Genomic DNA, 14,877 nt, shown 5'->3' on the forward strand with positions numbered 1-14,877 from the left:
TGGCCTGCGATCCTTGAAGATTTCTTTGATCGCAACGTTAAAAGATCGCAGCCAGCGGCAGCTCCTGCCCTGTAGGCGCTGCGATCTTTTGGTTCAGGAACTGAGCTTCTTGCGTGGCACGATTCTCTTCAGCAATTGCTTGGCCTTGCCCCGCAACCGCGCTAAACCCGAGTCCTTCCCCGGGAGGCTCAGTCCCTGCTGCTTCACCCAATCCTTCCACTTGATCCGCTCATCGCGCACCAGCCAGCCTTCCTGCTGGGCAAAACTCTCTGCCAGGTACAACCCGCGAGTGCTCGCCGGATACAGGTGGTCTTTCTTCAAGGTGTAGAGCTCAGCCATCGGCTGGCCGTCCTGCAAAGGCATCAGGTACAGATCGGGCCGCTTGCGATCGAGCCTAGCCACCAGTTGGTCGCCTTCCAGGCGTTCGTCGACATGAAACAGGCTGAGCGACTTGGCTTCCTTGGGGACCTCGAGGCGCAAGTCGTAGATCAGCTGCAACGAGGCGGTGGGCAGGTGCACGTAAGCGCGTGGACGTTCGATCAGTTGCATGTTCGCGCAGCGCACCGGTCGAGCCGACCCCGACAGGGGCGTCAATCGAAACGGCAAGGCTTCCCGATAATGCAGGGCGGACGAGTAGGGCGCAGGCAGCCAGGTGTCATTGAAGCGTCCGCCAAGCCAGCCTTCGGGCGTTTCCAGCAGGCATTCTTCGGCGATTTCCTGAATGGCCGTGTGCAGCGGCAGGTTGAGCTCGTGGGCCGGCACATAACCGGAGATCAGCTTGAGCACCACGTCGCCGCGATCCTGTCGGCGCTGGCGCACCAAGACCCAGTAATCGCGGTTCTGCCAGTGCAATGTAAGGCGCACCGAAACCCCGAGATTGGCCAGCTCCACGGCGAAGCGCTCTGCATCGGCCACGGCCACGGGGCGGCGACGCTGCAGGGTTTGCGAGAAATTGAGCGGCATTCCGACGCTCTGGTAACTCAGGCCTTCGGGAGTCGCTTCGACGAATAACGGCAGGGTCTTGAAGTTGCTGGGGTTCTTTCTTATGAGCGTACGCGGCATGTCGGCTCCTGCTTAAGGCCGCGTCGGCGGCGTCAGTTTCTACGAAGGACCTTGGCAACGGTCGCGACATTGTGGGCGAGGTGCAGCGGATTGATGGTCCCGACAATAGCACTGGCAACGCCCGGATGTTCAAACAACAACTCGAAGCTGGCGCGCACCGGATCGACGCCAGGGCTCAGGCACACATGGCCGCTGGCCAGGGCTTTCTTGACGAGAATGGCTTTGCCGTGAGCAGCAGCATAGTCAATGACGGCTTTTTCATTCAATTCGTTCAGATTGTAGGTGACCATCGCGCAATCACCCTGTTCCAGAGCCTTCAAGCCACCTTCGACGGTTTTTCCGGAGAAGCCGAATCCGCGGATCTTGCCCTCTTGCTTGAGTTCGGCGAGGGTTGCGTAGACCTCGCTGTCGTTGAGAATCGCCAGGTCATTGCCGTCGGAGTGCACCAGCACCAGGTCGATAAAATCAGTTTCCAGACGTTTCAGGCTGCGTTCCACTGACAACCGGGTGTGGGCGGCGCTGAAGTCGTGACTGGACTGGCCATTGGCAAACTCTTCGCCCACCTTGCTGACGATCACCCACTCCTGGCGCTGGTCACGCAGCAACGGGCCGAGGCGCTCTTCGCTGTGGCCATACGCCGGGGCGGTGTCGATCAGGTTGATCCCCATATCCCGTGCGAGCTTGAGCAACATGCGCGCTTCATCATCGCCCGGAATCTGGAAACCGTTCGGGTACTTGACGCCCTGGTCGCGGCCCAGTTTCACGGTGCCCAGGCCAAGTGGCGAAACCATCAGGCCTGTGCTGCCCAGCGGGCGGTTCAGTTCGTGCAGGGTTGGTTGGCTCATGGTAGCAGTTGCTCCCAGGCAGGAATGCCCATGGGTGGTTTCGGTAGTTCAGGCAACGTAGCGTTGTGGCTGGGCTGGATGCCATCGCGTTGTAGAGAGGCGATGACCCGGTCAGCGAAGTCCGGCGCCAGTGCCAGCTTGGTCGGCCAACCGACCAGCAGCCGGCCCTGTTCAGCCAGGAAGGCATTGTCCGGGCGTGTCAGGCCGGACTGCAAAGGCTCTGCACGATCCACTCGCAAAGTGGCCCACCGGGCGGTACTGAGGTCGATCCAGGGCAGGAGCTGGCCGAGTTCTTTCTGCGCAGTGGCAATCTGCTCGGCCGGCTCGCGGGCGACGCCTTCGGCTTCGGCAATATCGCCACCCAGGTACCAGACCCACTGGCCATCGGCCGCCGGGTGCGTGGTGACAGTGATGCGCGGCTTGGTCCCGCCACCCAGGCAGTGGGCGTACAACGGCTTCAGGCCGGGGCCCTTGGCGATGATCATGTGCAGCGGTCGACGTTGCATGGCCGGCTGGCTCAACCCCAGTGCTTCGAGCAGCGCTGCGGTACCCGCCCCGGCGCTGAGAACGATGCGTTGCGCCCGAATATCGCGCCCGTCGACTCTAAGGCCGACCAGCAGGCCAGCCTCCAGAAACGGTTCGATCTCATGCCCGGCCAGCAGGCCGTCGCCCGCGAGGTCGGCCAAGCGCTGGATCAGGCTCGGTACATCGATCACCAGCTCGGCCAGGCGATAGACCTTGCCCTTGAAACGCTTGTCTTGCAGGGCAGGTGGCAGTTGCTCGCCCTTGACCTGGTCGACCCGGCCACGCACGGCTTTGCTGGCGAAGAAACTGGTGAGGTTGCCAGCGATGGTGCCGGGGGACCAGAGATAGTGGGCTTCGGACAGCAGGCGTACGCCGCTCAGATCCAGTTCGCCGTCGCCGGCCAGCGCTTCACGCCAGCGTCGTGGCATATCGGCGATGGCTTCCGAGGCGCCGGTCAGTGCACCGTGCAGCGCATACTTGGCGCCGCCGTGGATGATGCCTTGGGACTTCAGGCTCTGCCCGCCACCGAGGGTGGCGCTTTCCACCAGCACGGTCGAAAAACCCTGGCGGCGCAGGCGCGCGTTCAGCCAGAGGCCGGCGACACCAGCGCCGACAATCAAAACGTCGGTGGAAATAACGGATGGCATGCAGCGACCTCAGTGTTCAAGACGAGGGCGCAGTATACAGACTCAAACATTGCAGCGGCCGACAGACCCGAGGGAGTGAGCCTGCTCGCGATAGCGGTTTACCTGGCAACCGACGCGTCGATTGGCGCACCGCTATCGCGAGCAGGCTCACTCCCACACTAGACAGCATTGCAGGCGTTAGTGGCCTGCAGTTTTGGAGAACAACTGGATAACCACCACCCCCAGCACAATCAGCGCCATGCCCAGCATCGCCGGCACATCCAGCTTCTGCCCATAGATAAACAGCGCGGCGACACTGACCAGCACGATGCCCAGGCCGGCCCATACCGCATAAGCCACGCCTACCGGTACGCTGCGCACCACCAGCGTCAGCATCCAGAAGGCGATGCCGTAGCCGACGATCACCAGCACCAACGGCAGGGGCGTGCTGAAACCTTTGACGGCTTTCATTGAAACGGTCGCGATCACTTCGGCGCAGATGGCAATGGCCAGGTAGTAGTAAGCGGTCATGGGTGCATCCTCAAGTGATGTGTTGCTTTATCAAGCCTGCATTTTAGAGATTCGCCAGATGCGGTAAAGTCATTACCTATCTGTTACGGAGATGGGTTGCACATGAGCATGCAATGGAGTCTGGAACAGCTTCGTCTGTTTGTCAGCGTAGCGGAACAACGCTCGTTCTCGGCGGTGGCGCGCGCTCAGCGCAAGGCCCAGTCGGCCGTGAGCAGTTCGATTGCGCTGTTGGAAGAAGACCTCGGCGTCAGCCTGTTTGATCGCAGTAGCGGGCGCCAGCCGAAATTGACTGAAGCCGGCGATGCCTTGCTCGAAGAAGCAAGGGAAGTCCTGCGTCAGTGCGAGCGTTTGAACGGCCGGGCATTGGCGATGATGCGCGGGCAGGAAGCCCGTCTGCGGGTGGCCCAGGACGAGGCCATGCCCTACCAGGCAGTTGTGGATAGCTTTGAAGCCCTGGCGCAACAATTTCCCAGCCTTGAGGTGCAACTGACCAGTGCTGCCCAGGGCGATGTGGCGCGTAAATTGGTGGAGCGCCGGGCCGACCTCGGCCTGCTGTTTTATCACGACCAGATTCCCGAATCCCTTGAGCGCCGGGTATTGGGCAGCGTCGAAATGGTGACAGTGTGTGGCACCGGCCACCCCTTGGCCGGCAAAAACGAAGTTGATTGCCAGCAGTTGGCGCAGCATCGCCAGTTACTCATGTCCACTCAATCCAGTGTCTACCCCGGTAGCGAACCCGCCAGTCCGCAGGTCTGGCGGGCCGACAGTTTCTACGTAATGGCCGAATGGCTGGTACGTGGCCTCGGCTGGGCCTGGTTGCCCCGGCACGTGGTGCAGTACCCTGCTTATCAGGGGCAGATGGTCGAACTGGTCAGCGAATGGACGCCTCCGGCCCTTGTCGTGGAGCTGGTGTGGCGTCGCGACGAGCCACTGGGCCCCGCCGCGCGCTGGCTGGCGGAACGTTTTGCCGTGCACTTGCGGGCGATCGGCGACAAAAGCCGATAAACTCCGCCGCCATGAATAGAACTCTCTACACCGTGCTGTTTTACCTGGGGCTGCCATTGGTAGCGATTCGGCTTTGGCTGCGGGCGCGCAAGGCGCCGGCGTATGCCAAACGCATCGGCGAGCGATTTTCCTATGGCCTGCCGGTGTTGCAGCCCGGCGGAATCTGGGTACACGCGGTGTCAGTTGGCGAGAGCATCGCGGCGGCGCCAATGATCCGCGCTCTGTTGCAACGTTATCCACAGTTGCCGATCACCGTGACCTGCATGACCCCGACCGGATCCGAGCGCATTCGGGCCCTGTTCGCCAATGAACCGCGAATTCAACACTGCTACCTGCCCTATGACCTGCCCTGTGCGGCAAAGCGATTCCTGGATCGCGTGCGGCCGAAACTGGCAGTGATCATGGAAACCGAGCTTTGGCCCAACCATATCCACCAGTGTGCAAAACGGGGTATTCCCGTGGCGCTGGCCAATGCCCGACTGTCCGAGCGCTCGGCCAGGGGTTACGGCCGTTTGCCCAAACTGACCCAGCCGATGCTCGCCGAAATGAGCCTGTTTGCAGTGCAGACCGAGGCCGAGGCCTCGCGCTTTCGCGACCTGGGTGCGCGCCCGGAAACCGTCGAAGTCACCGGCTCGATCAAATTCGATCTGACCATCGACCCGCAGCTGCTGCAGCGTGCCACCGAGTTACGCGGCCAATGGCAAGCACAGGAGCGTCCGGTGTGGATTGCCGCCAGTACCCATGAAGGCGAAGACGACGTGGTGCTGGCGGCTCACCGTCAGTTGCTCGCCAATCATCCCGATGCGCTGCTGATCCTGGTACCGCGCCATCCGGAGCGGTTCAATTCGGTGTTCGAGCTGTGCGCCCGGCAGGACTTCGCCACGGTTCGACGCTCCACCGGCGAAACGGTCAGCGCCGGTACTTCAGTACTGCTGGGCGACACCATGGGCGAATTGCTGTTCCTTTACGCCCTGGCTGATACCGCATTCGTCGGTGGCAGCCTTGTACCGAACGGCGGGCACAACCTGCTGGAGCCGGCAGCACTGGCCAAGCCGGTACTGAGCGGCCCGCACTTGTTCAACTTCCTCGAGATAGCCGCGCAACTGCGCAATGCCGGCGCGCTGCAGGAGGTGGAAGATGCCGAAGGGTTGGCGGTAGAGGTGCGACGATTGTTCGAATTGCCCCGGGACGCACAGCGCATGGCCCAGGCCGGATTGAACGTGATGCGCGCCAATCAGGGCGCGTTGCAACGATTGCTGGATGGGTTGGGGCGGTTGATCGACCGTTAGACTGCGTCGCCTGAAATAAAAGATCGCCCGAACGCGGCCCGAGCCTTCGGACGATCTTTTGCTTTTACGGCCGGGCTTTCAATTGCTCAGCCGCAGCCTTGGCCAAATCCGGCGGCAGGAAGTCCTTGTCGGGGTTGTAGTCGGGCTTGAGGTAGCGCTTGAGGTCTTCCAGGTCGCCCGGGTTCAACGTGCCCGCTGCCTGTTTCAGGCGCAGGTTGTCGAGGATGTAGTCGTACCGGGTGTTGTTGTAGTTGCGCACCGAGGTGTACAGCTGGCGCTGGGCATCGAGCACGTCGACGATGTTGCGCGTTCCAACCTGATAGCCGATTTCAGTCGCTTCCACCGCGCTCTGGTTGGAAATGATCGACTGCTTGCGCGCCTGCACCTGCTCGACGTCGGTATTCACCGCACGGTGCAGATTGCGCGTGTTCTCCACGACTTGCCGGCGCAGGCCTTCACGCTGTTGTTCGGTCTGGTCCAGGCGCGAGTAGGACTCCCTGACCTGGGAACTGGTCAGCCCGCCGCTGTAGATCGGGATGTTCAACTGCAGGGCCAGGGTGCGTTGTTCGACCGGCCCGCCATAGGCCTGGTTGAAAGCATTCGGATTACTGAAGCCAAAAGCGTCGTTGTCACCTTTTTCATACTTCGCCACCGCATCCACCGTCGGAGCGTGGCCGGCCTTGCGCTGTTTGAGCGTTTCTTCAGCCGCGCTGACCGCGTAGTTGCTGGCCAGCAGATTGAGGTTCTGCCGGGCGGCCGTGTCGACCCAGGACTTCGCGTCATTCGGTGCCGGCGGGAGGATCGGCAGGGTATGGACGATGCCCTGGATCGAGTTGTACTGACGGTTGGTCAGGGTGATCAGCGCTTCGAACGCATCATCCACCTGGCGCTGCGCAACGATGCGGTTGGCCCGTGCAGTGTCGTAGCTGGCTTGCGATTGCAGCACGTCGGTCTTGTCCGAGAGGCCGACATCGAAGCGTTCGTTGGACTGGTCCAGCTGGCGTTTGAATGCCGCTTCCTCAGCCTTGGTCGAGGCCAGGTTGTCCTGGCTGCGCAGCACATTGAAATAGTTTTCGGCGGTCTGCAGGATCAGGTTCTGCTCTGTCGCGGACAGTTGCAGCGCCGCCTGTTCGTTGACGTCCTTGGCCGCCTGGTACTGGAACCAGCGATCGGCGCGGAACAGTGGCTGTGCCAGCGTCGCCTGATAGGAGTTGGCGCTGCGGGAGGCCACGGCGGACGGCTGATTGATGTCGGTGCGCACATTGGCGACCTGGGCTCCGCCGGACAGATTCGGCAACAACCCGGCCCGTGCCTGGGGCACTACCTCTTTCTGCGCGCCATATTGGGCGCGAGCAGCAGCCAGGTCGGCGTTGTTATCCACGGCTTCCTGATAGACGCTCACCAGGTCAGTCCTGGTCGATAAGGGCGCTTCCGCTGCCCAGGCCATTCCATTCGAAGCACAAGACACGGCAAGGGCCAGTGAAAGTTTGCGCAGCATGCGGCCATCCCTAAAAATTACGCTGATAATTTGCGCCAAGGTACGGCGCGATGTTGTAGATCGTCAACGCACAACGTCATGACGCGATGCGGCGTAGCGAGTGTAGTTGCGCACACGTTCGGCAACAATCCTGTAATTACGCCATTCATCAAGGTGTTTACTGCGGGGTTGGCGTTCCGTGTCAGTTGTGTCTAGACTGGCCGGGTTCTTGTCGGGGTGCCTTGCTATGAGGCTGAGATCGAATAATTTCGGATCCCGTTGAACCTGATCAGGTTAGCGCCTGCGTAGGGAACAAGATTTCTCGTCACCCGGCGAGTCCTCTTGTGCTTCGTCCGGGATGTTGTTCGACAATCGAACACCCCTCGAGCACTGAGCACAGCACCAGCAGCAGTGTCATCGCTGATTGGTCGCGTCCATTCGTTACAGGTTCGCTCCGACAAAAATCCACTGCCTGGATGCTGTCTGGAGAGCCCGTGATGACGATAAAACTAAAAAATACGACGAACCTGAGTGATTCGGCCCAAGTCGATCAACAGTCGGTTCAGCCCTTTACCCGCTCGCAAAAAGTCTACGTCCAGGGTTCTCGCCCGGACATCCTCGTGCCGATGCGCGAAATCAGCCTAGACGTGACCCCGACCGATTTCGGCGGTGAGATCAACGCGCCTGTCGTTGTGTACGACACCTCGGGCCCGTACACCGACCCCAACGTCATCATCGACGTGCGCAAAGGCCTGGGCGATGTGCGTTCGCCGTGGATCGAAGCCCGTGGCGACACCGAGCGCCTGAGCGGCCTGAGCTCCAATTTCGGCCAGGAACGCCTGGCCGATGCCGAACTGACCAAGCTGCGCTTCGCCCACGTGAACAACCCGCGCCGCGCCAAGGCCGGGGCCAACGTCAGCCAGATGCACTACGCGCGCAAAGGCATCATCACCGCCGAGATGGAATACGTTGCCATCCGCGAGAACATGAAGCTCGAAGTGGCCCGTGCCGCCGGCCTGCTGGACCAGCAACACGCCGGCCACAGCTTCGGCGCCAGCGTGCCGAAGATCATCACCCCTGAATTCGTCCGTGACGAGATCGCCCGTGGCCGCGCGATCATTCCGGCCAACATCAACCACACCGAACTGGAACCGATGATCATCGGCCGTAACTTCCTGGTGAAGATCAACGGCAACATCGGCAACAGCGCCCTGGGTTCGTCCATCGAAGAAGAAGTGGCGAAACTGACCTGGGGCATTCGCTGGGGTTCGGACACGGTCATGGACCTGTCCACCGGCAAGCACATTCACGAAACCCGTGAGTGGATCATCCGCAACTCGCCAGTGCCGATTGGTACAGTGCCGATTTATCAGGCCCTGGAAAAAGTCGGCGGTGCGGCCGAGGACCTGACCTGGGAGCTGTTCCGCGACACCCTGATCGAACAGGCCGAGCAGGGCGTGGACTACTTCACCATCCACGCCGGTGTGCTGCTGCGCTACGTGCCGCTGACCGCCAAGCGCGTGACGGGCATCGTTTCCCGTGGCGGTTCGATCATGGCCAAGTGGTGCCTGGCGCATCACAAGGAAAACTTCCTCTACACGCATTTCGAAGACATCTGCGAAATCATGAAGGCCTACGACGTCAGCTTCTCGCTGGGTGACGGCCTGCGCCCAGGTTCGATTGCCGACGCCAACGACGCCGCGCAGTTCGGTGAACTGGAAACCCTTGGCGAGCTGACCAAAATTGCCTGGAAGCACGACGTGCAGTGCATGATCGAAGGCCCGGGCCATGTGCCGATGCAGCTGATCAAGGAGAACATGGACAAGCAGCTCGAGTGCTGCGACGAGGCGCCGTTCTACACCCTCGGCCCGCTGACCACCGACATTGCGCCGGGCTACGATCACATCACGTCCGGTATCGGTGCGGCGATGATCGGCTGGTTCGGTTGCGCCATGCTCTGCTACGTGACGCCCAAGGAGCACCTGGGCCTGCCGAACAAGGATGACGTGAAAACCGGGATCATCACTTACAAGATCGCCGCGCATGCTGCCGATCTCGCGAAAGGCCATCCGGGTGCACAGATTCGCGACAATGCCCTGAGCAAGGCGCGTTTTGAATTCCGTTGGGAAGACCAGTTTAACCTGGGCCTTGACCCGGACACCGCCCGTTCGTATCACGATGAGACGTTGCCGAAGGATTCGGCCAAGGTCGCGCATTTCTGCTCCATGTGCGGACCGAAATTCTGCTCGATGAAGATCACTCAGGAAGTCCGTGAATATGCGGCCAACCAGAGGATCGAAACCATTGATGCCGAAGTGGCCCAGGGACTGGCGGAGCAGGCTGAGCGGTTCAGGCAGGAAGGCAGTCAGCTGTACAAGAAGGTTTGATCTGACCTGAAAAGGTGGGGCCTGCACAGGCCCCATCGCCAGCAGGCTGGCTCCCACATTGGATCTGTAGCGTTCACAAGTCCCCTGTGGGAGCCAGCCTGCTGGCGATAGCGATCAATACAACAACAAATGTCCCTCTGAGATAACACCCGTGAGCATTCAACCCAGCACTTACTCCCCCGACATTGCGGTGCCCGCTGAAAAGCGTGTCTTCGGTGGTCGCGATCTGTTTTCCCTATGGTTCTCCCTCGGCATCGGCCTGATGGTGCTGCAGACCGGCGCTTTGCTCGCGCCTGGCCTCGGCCTGTCCGGTTCACTGCTGGCAATCTTCCTCGGCACCTTGGTCGGCGTCCTGCTGCTGGCGGCCGTCGGCGTGATCGGCAGCGACACCGGCCTGTCGTCGATGGCCGCACTCAAGCTGAGCCTCGGCATCAAGGGCGCAAGCCTGCCGGCGGTGCTGAACCTGCTGCAACTGATCGGTTGGGGTTCGTTCGAAATCATCGTCATGCGCGACGCCGCCAGTCTGCTGGGCGCACGCGCCTTCAGCGAAGGCAGTCTGCTGTCGAGCCCACTGCTATGGACCCTGTTCTTCGGTGGCCTGGCCACTTTGCTGGCGGTCAGCGGCCCACTGACGTTCGTGCGCCAGATCCTGCGCAAGTGGGGTATCTGGCTATTGCTGGCCGCGTGCATCTGGCTGACCTGGAACCTGTTCGCCAAAGCCGACCTAGCCGCACTGTGGGCGCAGGCGGGCGACGGTTCGATGCCGTTCGCCGTGGGCTTCGACATCGCCATTGCGATGCCATTGTCCTGGCTGCCGCTGATTGCCGACTACTCGCGATTCGGCAAGCGTGCGAAAAACGTCTTCGGCGGAACCGCGCTGGGCTTTTTTATCGGTAACTTCTGGCTGATGAGCCTTGGCGTGGCCTACACCCTGGCGTTCGCCCCGAGCGGTGAAGTGAATGCCTTGCTGTTGGCGTTGGCTGGCGCTGGCCTGGGGATTCCGCTGCTGCTGATCCTGCTGGACGAGTCAGAGAACGCCTTTGCCGACATTCACTCGGCGGCAGTGTCCAGCGCGGTGCTGGTGCGCTTCAAAGTCGAGTACCTGGCGTTGGCCATCGGCCTGGTCTGCACGCTGATCGCCTTGCTGGCGCCTTTGGCGCAGTACCAGAACTTCCTGCTGTTGATCGGCTCGGTGTTTGCGCCGCTGTTCGGCGTGGTGCTGGTGGATCACTTCATCCTGCGCAAGCGCAGTGCCCGAGTCGCATCAGCCGCATTGCGCTGGCCGGCGTTGCTCGCCTGGTTGGGCGGGGTGAGCACTTATCATTTGCTGGCCAATCTGTACCCGGACATCGGCGCAACCCTGCCGTCACTGATTCTGGCAGGGTTGCTGCAGTTGGTGCTGGGCCGAGCCTTCAGTTACGGCCAGGAAACAGCTCGGGTCTGAGAATGCCGTTCAGGCGTGGGTAGGGGATCTTCAGTTCGACATGGCCCAGCGCGTAGGGGGCGATGGTGCTGGTTTCGTACTTGAGGATCACCCCGCCATAGGTCAGCGCCACGTTCTGGGTCTTCTGGAAGGGCCAGCTCTTCACGAACTCCGCCTCCTGATCGAGCTTGGTGCTGATCAGCCAGCTGTTGTGGGCCACCTGCGCGGCTTTCCAGAATGCGTCTTCCTGGCCTGGCAGCAACATGTCAGACAACGTCAGCACCTTGTGTTGCTGGCGGGAATAGTTGATGAAGCTGCGGCCCGGCGTGCCATGGGCGCCGCCAGTGTCCAGGTAACTGGAAAACTCGATGATCACCAAGCCGTCATGCTGCTCCCGTACCTTGGCCTGCAAGTAGCTGCTGTAGCGCGGGCCGGCGGTGCGCAAAAACTCATCGCGATAGGCCGCCAGCGTCGGCGCCACCGGGGCGTCGGGCGAGGTGCGGGTCATTTGCAGCAAGCGCTTTTCGATGATGCCGTCGAGCGCAGGCTCGGCAGGGAAGTGCAGGGTGTCGATATTGACCAGCGGGCAATCAGGCGTCGTGCAGCCCGGCTTCAGCTGTTCGGAGGCGTCACGGGTGGTTTCCAGCGGCGTCCGGTAGTTGGGCTGGAACAGACTCTGGCAAGCGGCCAGGGTCAACGCGATTGCGGCCACGGAGGCGATTTTGAAAAGCGACATGGGCGTCCTTCATGAAACAGGGAAAGGCGAAAGTTACCCGCTTCGACTGCCAGCGCGGTAATCAGTTCGCCACTAAGCTAATTAGAGTTGGTTTCGCCCTCACCGTCTATCCCGCTGTCTGGAAAGGGGCTGCATCAAAGGTCGCGGGCGCGTTAGGATGGCGCGAAGTCGAGGCTGGAGCCTCGGAGCAACTACGAGGATTGTCATGACTGATTTTGCCAACGCCATTCCGACCGCCGTTGAGATCGTTCGGCGCGAAAAGTGCTACGAGGGCTTTTACAAGCTTGATCGTGTGCACCTGCGCCACGAATTGTTCGCCGGCGGCATGAGTCGCGAAATCAATCGAGAACTGTTCGTTCGCCATGATGCCGTCTGCGTCCTGCCGTACGACCCGCAGCGTGACGAAGTGGTACTGATCGAGCAGTTTCGCGTCGGCGCCATGGGCAAGACCGACAACCCGTGGCTAATTGAACTGGTCGCCGGTCTGATCGACAAGGATGAAGTGCCGGAAGAAGTTGCTCACCGCGAAGCGCAGGAGGAAGCTGGGCTTGTGTTTGGGGCGCTCTGGCCGATGACCAAGTATTTTCCATCGCCGGGCGGCAGCAATGAGTTTGTGCATTTGTACCTGGGACGTTGCGAGACCACCGGGGCCGGTGGTCTGCATGGGCTGGAAGAAGAAGCAGAAGATATCCGCGTTACGGTCTGGGCGTTCGAAGATGCCCTGCAAGCCGTGCGCGACGGACGAATTGCCAACGCGGCCAGCATCATTGCCTTGCAATGGCTAGCTTTAAACCGCGCTGAAGTGAGGGGGTTATGGTCGTAAACAAGTTGCGCGATCGCTATCGAGTCGACCTTGCGGGGCTGCAAGCTTCCTGTGAGGCCAACTATGCGCGCCTTATGCGACTGTTGCCGGACATGCGCAGCGAGCCGGCGGCGCGACGCATTGCCGTGACTCATGGCGACCAGATGCTCGGCGTACTGGCGCTCGAGGTGCTGCAGGTCTGCCCGTACACCACTACCCTGCAAGTGCGCCAGGAGCACAGCCTGCCTTGGCTGCCGGTGCCGCAATTGGAAGTCCAGGTGTATCACGACGCCTGCATGGCTGAAGTCGTCAGTGCCGAACATGCACGACGCTTTCGCGGCATCTATCCTTATCCGAATGCCTCGATGCATCAACCGGATGAAAAAGCCCAGCTGAACATGTTCCTGGGAGAGTGGTTGAGCCATTGCCTGGCGTTGGGGCATGAATACGAAGTCGTTCGTTAGTTGTGAACTGCGTTGCGTTCACCACTTTCCTCTTTCGCTTGTCCCCCAGCATAATTGCGGCACTCATCAATACCCGTGCTTTCGCCCTGGGAGAACGCCTTGCCGAGCGTATCCACATTGACCACCGCCGATTCGGCGTTGCTGGTGCAGCTGTCTGACAGCCACTTGTTCGCTGCCGCGGATGGCACGTTGCTGGGCATGAATACCCGGGACAGCCTCGTGAAAGTCCTCGAGCTGGTGCGCCTGCAGCAGCCCCTGATTGACCTGGTGATTGCCAGTGGAGATCTGTCCCAGGACGGAACACTGGAGTCTTACCAGCTGTTTCGCGACCTGACCCGCCAGCTCGATGCCCCGGCGCGCTGGATTCCCGGTAACCACGATGAGCCGCAGATCATGGCCGAGGCGGCGGTGCAAAGCGCTTTGCTGGAGCCGGTGGTGGATATCGGCAACTGGCGAGTGACGCTGCTGGATTCGGCGGTGCCGGGCTCGGTGCCCGGTTATTTGCAGGATGAACAGCTGCAATTGCTTGCGTGTTCGCTGAGCGAAGCGCCGGAGCGCCATCACCTGGTGTGTTTCCATCATCATCCGGTATCTATCGGGTGTGCCTGGATGGAGCCGATCGGCTTGCGCAATCCAGAGGCGCTGTTTGCCGTGCTGGATCGCTTTCCCCAAGTGCGGGCGGTGCTCTGGGGGCATGTGCATCAGGAAATTGACCGTGAGCGCAACGGTGTTCGGTTGATCGCTTCGCCTTCGACCTGCATCCAGTTTGAACCGGGGAGCGATGATTTCAAGGTGGGGGATCAAGCGCCGGGGTATCGATGGTTGCGGTTGCTGCCGGATGGGCGGATTGAGACGGGCGTTGAGCGGGTTACGGGGTTCGAATTCAAGGTCGATTACGACGCTGACGGTTATTAGTCATTCCTGAGGACCGCGTGATGGCCTTCGCGGGCAAGCCCGCAGCGCATATCCTGTGGGAGCGGGCTTGCCCGCGAAGGCGTTCGCACAGACGCTCCAAATATCCACGGATATCCCCGCTTCCCCTGACACCCTGTAAACTCCGCCTTCTTTACCCGACGAACAGGGAGCTCAAATGTCCGGCTCGATCCTCTATATCCACGGTTTCAACAGCGCGCCCTCCTCGAAAAAGGCCACGCAGCTGATGACGGTGATGGGCCGCCTGGGTTTGAGCGATCAGCTGCGGGTACCCGCCCTGCATCATCATCCGCGCGAAGCCATCGGTCAGCTTGAACAGGCGATTGCCGAGCTGGGGCGGCCACTGCTGGTCGGCAGCTCACTCGGCGGCTACTATGCGACTCACCTGGCCGAGCGCCATGGCCTGAAGGCCCTGCTGGTCAACCCGGCCGTAAGCCCGCACCGGATGTTCGACGGGCACCTGGGGACGCAGAAAAACCTGTACACCGATGAGGCCTGGGAACTGACCCACGACCATGTAACGGCCCTGGCCGAGCTGGAAGTGCCGGCACCGCAGGACCCCCAGCGTTATCAGGTGTGGTTGCAGACCGGTGATGAAACCCTGGACTATCGCCACGCCCAGCACTACTACCGGGCCTGTGCCTTGCGCATCCAGGCCGGCGGCGATCACAGCTTTCAGGGCTTTGCCGCGCACCTGCCGGCCATGTTGAGTTTTGCCGGCATTGGCGCAGATTTGTATCAAGCGATTGATTTCAAAGCACTGTGACCGGTC

General features: G+C 61.1%; 14 protein-coding genes and 1 riboswitch. Of the genes, 8 read left to right on the forward strand and 6 right to left on the reverse strand.

Annotated features, from left to right (window positions below; all coding sequences use genetic code 11):
- Positions 1–93: 93 nt before the first annotated feature.
- The 4 genes from AAEZ09_RS03065 to AAEZ09_RS03080 form a co-directional block, all read right to left on the reverse strand.
- Complete coding sequence (locus AAEZ09_RS03065) at positions 94–1,062, reverse strand: hypothetical protein (RefSeq protein ID WP_045061875.1); 969 nt, start codon at positions 1,060–1,062, stop codon at positions 94–96.
- A 32-nt stretch (positions 1,063–1,094) separates the two neighbouring features.
- The gene (locus AAEZ09_RS03070; protein WP_350598091.1) at positions 1,095–1,907 is read right to left on the reverse strand and encodes an aldo/keto reductase; all 813 of its coding nucleotides are present in this window, start codon (positions 1,905–1,907) and stop codon (positions 1,095–1,097) included.
- The gene (locus AAEZ09_RS03075; protein WP_045061873.1) at positions 1,904–3,079 is read right to left on the reverse strand and encodes an NAD(P)/FAD-dependent oxidoreductase; all 1,176 of its coding nucleotides are present in this window, start codon (positions 3,077–3,079) and stop codon (positions 1,904–1,906) included. Before AAEZ09_RS03075 ends, AAEZ09_RS03070 begins: the two co-directional genes overlap by 4 nt.
- Positions 3,080–3,256: 177 nt before the next feature.
- Positions 3,257–3,589: a DMT family transporter gene (locus tag AAEZ09_RS03080; protein ID WP_045061872.1), complete on the reverse strand. Its 333-nt coding sequence runs from the start codon at positions 3,587–3,589 to the stop codon at positions 3,257–3,259.
- 102 nt (positions 3,590–3,691) lie between these two features.
- Between AAEZ09_RS03080 and AAEZ09_RS03085 the strand changes: the two genes are divergently transcribed.
- Together AAEZ09_RS03085 and waaA are read left to right on the forward strand one after the other, a co-directional pair.
- A complete protein-coding gene (locus AAEZ09_RS03085) occupies positions 3,692–4,594 on the forward strand; it encodes a LysR family transcriptional regulator (protein WP_205892023.1) in 903 nt (300 codons plus the stop codon).
- Positions 4,595–4,605: 11 nt separating this feature from the next.
- Positions 4,606–5,883: a lipid IV(A) 3-deoxy-D-manno-octulosonic acid transferase gene (gene waaA, locus AAEZ09_RS03090; protein ID WP_350598093.1), complete on the forward strand. Its 1,278-nt coding sequence runs from the start codon at positions 4,606–4,608 to the stop codon at positions 5,881–5,883.
- A 64-nt stretch (positions 5,884–5,947) separates the two neighbouring features.
- On the opposite strand, the gene AAEZ09_RS03095 is transcribed toward waaA, so the two are convergent.
- On the reverse strand, positions 5,948–7,381 hold the full coding sequence (locus AAEZ09_RS03095) for a TolC family outer membrane protein (protein ID WP_045061869.1): 1,434 nt from the start codon (positions 7,379–7,381) through the stop codon (positions 5,948–5,950).
- A gap of 202 nt (positions 7,382–7,583) precedes the next feature.
- A riboswitch (TPP riboswitch) is annotated at positions 7,584–7,689 on the forward strand.
- Positions 7,690–7,857: 168 nt separating this feature from the next.
- Here AAEZ09_RS03095 and thiC point away from each other — a divergent pair.
- Positions 7,858–9,747, forward strand: coding sequence for a phosphomethylpyrimidine synthase ThiC (gene thiC, locus AAEZ09_RS03100; RefSeq protein WP_350598095.1), 1,890 nt, complete (start codon positions 7,858–7,860; stop codon positions 9,745–9,747).
- 151 nt (positions 9,748–9,898) lie between these two features.
- Positions 9,899–11,191, forward strand: coding sequence for a putative hydroxymethylpyrimidine transporter CytX (gene cytX / locus AAEZ09_RS03105; protein WP_045061867.1), 1,293 nt, complete (start codon positions 9,899–9,901; stop codon positions 11,189–11,191).
- Here cytX and AAEZ09_RS03110 read toward each other — a convergent pair.
- Positions 11,160–11,906 (reverse strand): RsiV family protein, encoded by a 747-nt coding sequence (locus tag AAEZ09_RS03110; RefSeq protein ID WP_045061866.1) that lies wholly within the window; start codon positions 11,904–11,906, stop codon positions 11,160–11,162. The genes cytX and AAEZ09_RS03110 overlap by 32 nt on opposite strands.
- Before the next feature lie 205 nt (positions 11,907–12,111).
- On the opposite strand from AAEZ09_RS03110, the gene AAEZ09_RS03115 reads away from it, so the two are divergent.
- From AAEZ09_RS03115 to AAEZ09_RS03130, 4 genes are all read left to right on the forward strand, one after another.
- Positions 12,112–12,729, forward strand: a complete 618-nt coding sequence (locus AAEZ09_RS03115) for an NUDIX domain-containing protein (RefSeq protein ID WP_045061864.1) — start codon at positions 12,112–12,114, stop codon at positions 12,727–12,729.
- Positions 12,720–13,172 carry a DUF1249 domain-containing protein gene (locus tag AAEZ09_RS03120; protein ID WP_045061863.1) on the forward strand — a complete coding sequence of 151 codons (453 nt, stop codon included), beginning with the start codon at positions 12,720–12,722 and terminating at the stop codon, positions 13,170–13,172. The genes AAEZ09_RS03115 and AAEZ09_RS03120 overlap by 10 nt, the downstream gene beginning before the upstream one ends.
- Before the next feature lie 99 nt (positions 13,173–13,271).
- Positions 13,272–14,087, forward strand: coding sequence for a 3',5'-cyclic-AMP phosphodiesterase (cpdA, locus tag AAEZ09_RS03125; RefSeq protein ID WP_350598098.1), 816 nt, complete (start codon positions 13,272–13,274; stop codon positions 14,085–14,087).
- Between the two features lie 175 nt (positions 14,088–14,262).
- Positions 14,263–14,871 carry a YqiA/YcfP family alpha/beta fold hydrolase gene (locus AAEZ09_RS03130; protein ID WP_045061861.1) on the forward strand — a complete coding sequence of 203 codons (609 nt, stop codon included), beginning with the start codon at positions 14,263–14,265 and terminating at the stop codon, positions 14,869–14,871.
- The last annotated feature ends 6 nt before the right edge of the window (positions 14,872–14,877 follow it).

This window comes from Pseudomonas sp. 65/3-MNA-CIBAN-0223, from assembly GCF_040310425.1.
GTDB lineage: Bacteria > Pseudomonadota > Gammaproteobacteria > Pseudomonadales > Pseudomonadaceae > Aquipseudomonas > Aquipseudomonas gregormendelii.

Excerpts from the sequence above, each read along its gene's own strand:
- AAEZ09_RS03085 (WP_205892023.1), top strand. The coding sequence starts at position 3,692 with ATGAGCATGCAATGGAGTCTGGAACAGCTTCGTCTGTTTGTCAGCGTA.
- AAEZ09_RS03130 (WP_045061861.1), top strand. The coding sequence starts at position 14,263 with ATGTCCGGCTCGATCCTCTATATCCACGGTTTCAACAGCGCGCCCTCC.
- thiC (WP_350598095.1), top strand. The coding sequence starts at position 7,858 with ATGACGATAAAACTAAAAAATACGACGAACCTGAGTGATTCGGCCCAA.
- AAEZ09_RS03075 (WP_045061873.1), bottom strand. The coding sequence starts at position 3,079 with ATGCCATCCGTTATTTCCACCGACGTTTTGATTGTCGGCGCTGGTGTC.
- AAEZ09_RS03115 (WP_045061864.1), top strand. The coding sequence starts at position 12,112 with ATGACTGATTTTGCCAACGCCATTCCGACCGCCGTTGAGATCGTTCGG.
- waaA (WP_350598093.1), top strand. The coding sequence starts at position 4,606 with ATGAATAGAACTCTCTACACCGTGCTGTTTTACCTGGGGCTGCCATTG.
- AAEZ09_RS03120 (WP_045061863.1), top strand. The coding sequence starts at position 12,720 with ATGGTCGTAAACAAGTTGCGCGATCGCTATCGAGTCGACCTTGCGGGG.
- AAEZ09_RS03065 (WP_045061875.1), bottom strand. The coding sequence starts at position 1,062 with ATGCCGCGTACGCTCATAAGAAAGAACCCCAGCAACTTCAAGACCCTG.
- AAEZ09_RS03095 (WP_045061869.1), bottom strand. The coding sequence starts at position 7,381 with ATGCTGCGCAAACTTTCACTGGCCCTTGCCGTGTCTTGTGCTTCGAAT.
- AAEZ09_RS03110 (WP_045061866.1), bottom strand. The coding sequence starts at position 11,906 with ATGTCGCTTTTCAAAATCGCCTCCGTGGCCGCAATCGCGTTGACCCTG.
- AAEZ09_RS03070 (WP_350598091.1), bottom strand. The coding sequence starts at position 1,907 with ATGAGCCAACCAACCCTGCACGAACTGAACCGCCCGCTGGGCAGCACA.
- AAEZ09_RS03080 (WP_045061872.1), bottom strand. The coding sequence starts at position 3,589 with ATGACCGCTTACTACTACCTGGCCATTGCCATCTGCGCCGAAGTGATC.